Consider the following 791-nt stretch of genomic DNA (forward strand, 5'->3'; position numbering starts at 1 on the left):
GAAGATGTCCTGCTGGCGTGCAGTGATGGGGTCTGGCACTACTTCAGCACCAGCGAGATGGGTTCCGCCCTGTCCATGCTGTCACCCCGGGAAGCCACTGAATTCCTGATTCAGAAAGCACGTTCCCGCGCGCGGGGCGGCGGGGATAATCTTTCGCTGGTAATCGTCAAACTCGAGCCTTTGGCCGCTGAGCCACCAGCCCGCCTAGTCGGGTAAGGGTAAGGACTTCGCTGGCGGCTTGGTCTGCTTCAGGCGATCTTTTTCGTGCTGGGCTTTGCGCTCCAGCGCCTCTTTTTGGCGGTCGTTGAACTTTTTAGCCTCTTCCGCTGCGGCGGCCTGCTTGTCGGTTCTAGACTGGGATTTTTCCTGGCCGCTCTTTAGTCTGGCGGCGTTGGCGTCGCTACTGCCTTGCTCTGCGGCTTTGGCAGTTGCACGGTCCTCGGCTTTCTTTTTCTCCCGCTCAAGACGCGCCTGAGAATCCTCCAGAGCTTTCGCCCGGCGATCCGCAGCTTCCTGCTGCTTTTCCGGTGACGATTTTTCCTCCGTTTTGCGAATCTGTTCGGCGCCCCTGATACGGCGCTCCTCGTCATTGAGCAACAGCTCCTGCCTGCGGAGGTCTGACATGACTTCACGTCGCCGGTCATTGACTTTGCCCAGGCAACTGTTGACGGCGAACCGGTTGTAGCATTCGGCGTCCTCAGCCAGGAAGCCTGCCTCCAGCCGGTTGCGCTCGGCGCTGATTCGTGCCCGCTCGGCATCAATACTGCGCATCTGATCAGCAGGTACCGTGG

General features: G+C 59.8%; 1 protein-coding gene and 1 pseudogene. One reads left to right on the top strand and one right to left on the bottom strand.

Annotation, left to right across the window (positions count from 1 at the left end; genetic code table 11):
• Positions 1-216: pseudogene (locus AC1D0Z_RS23305) on the top strand (serine/threonine-protein phosphatase); the annotation flags it as partial.
• Here AC1D0Z_RS23305 and AC1D0Z_RS23310 read toward each other — a convergent pair.
• Positions 205-791, bottom strand: a 587-nt coding sequence (locus AC1D0Z_RS23310; RefSeq protein ID WP_477660494.1) for a hypothetical protein, incomplete at its 5' end; no start/stop codon positions are given. The pseudogene AC1D0Z_RS23305 and the gene AC1D0Z_RS23310 overlap by 12 nt on opposite strands.

This window comes from Polaromonas sp. P1_E3 (assembly GCF_056405935.1).